This window comes from Desulfallas sp. Bu1-1, assembly GCF_015594625.1.
In the GTDB taxonomy this organism is placed as follows: Bacteria; Bacillota; Desulfotomaculia; order Desulfotomaculales; family Desulfallaceae; genus JADNRQ01.
Window position 1 is genome coordinate 1 of record NZ_JADNRQ010000061.1, and the last position, 843, is coordinate 843.

An 843-nucleotide genomic window follows, 5' to 3' on the forward strand; every position below is an offset into this window, starting at 1 on the left:
CGGAAATAGCAAATTCTCCGCTGCGGTAGCTTATTTTGATGTTCGGGTTGCCGCCCTTGGTTTCGTCTCCCCGGGCGTACAACCGGTTCTGCCGGGCCTGCCGCCATTCTTTTTTTGCGGCTCTACCTTTGCAAACCCGCTTCCACAAGGAACGACCGCCGAAGATTATTGTGGGTATGGTGCCGTTATTTTGATGGGTTTTCAGCTCATCCAGCTTGTCACTTAGTTTCTTAACCCGCGCTTTGCGGCCGTGCACGGTGCGTTCGGCTTTTTCGTTTTTTACCGGGTCGTTTGCTTCAATAGTTTTAGCCAGGTCTTTTTCCGCCCGGTTGAGTTTTTTCTTTGCACGGGCCAGTTTTGTTTCGGTTTCTTCGATTTCCAGCGCCAGCAGTTCCCTCTGTGATTCAATAATGGCCTTTGCTTTTAATATGGCATCGTCACAAAAACGAGAGTTTATGCCGAATATCTTCTGGCCTTCTTTTTTGAGCTCTTCACGGGAACGGCCTTCCAGCAGCCGGTTGAAGGCCCAGCGCTCGCACGAGCAAAAAAGGCGCATCTCGGTGGCCAGAGGGTCTTCGTCGCCCCGGCCCCACTTCCGGGAGCGAAAGGCGGGGTAGATCTCGGGGAAAAACTCGCCACAGACGGTGTATTTTATGCCGTCTTCCGGGTTAACTGTTTTCTTCTTTTTCGGCTTCTTCATCTTGCGACACTCCCGTGATCAGTTCCCGAAACCCCTGCCGGACTTTTTTGCCGCCCTTGGCTCCGTACAACCTGGCCGAAAAGGACGTGACTATGGCCAGCAAGTCCCGTACCAGTTCGGACTGGGCGTCTTCCGGTTCTTTT

Annotated in this window: 1 pseudogene; it reads right to left on the reverse strand. The window is 52.9% G+C overall.

Features of this window, described 5'->3' with window-relative positions:
- Positions 1–700, reverse strand: a pseudogene (locus tag IT084_RS17600) (IS200/IS605 family accessory protein TnpB-related protein); the annotation flags it as partial.
- Positions 701–843 lie beyond the last annotated feature (143 nt).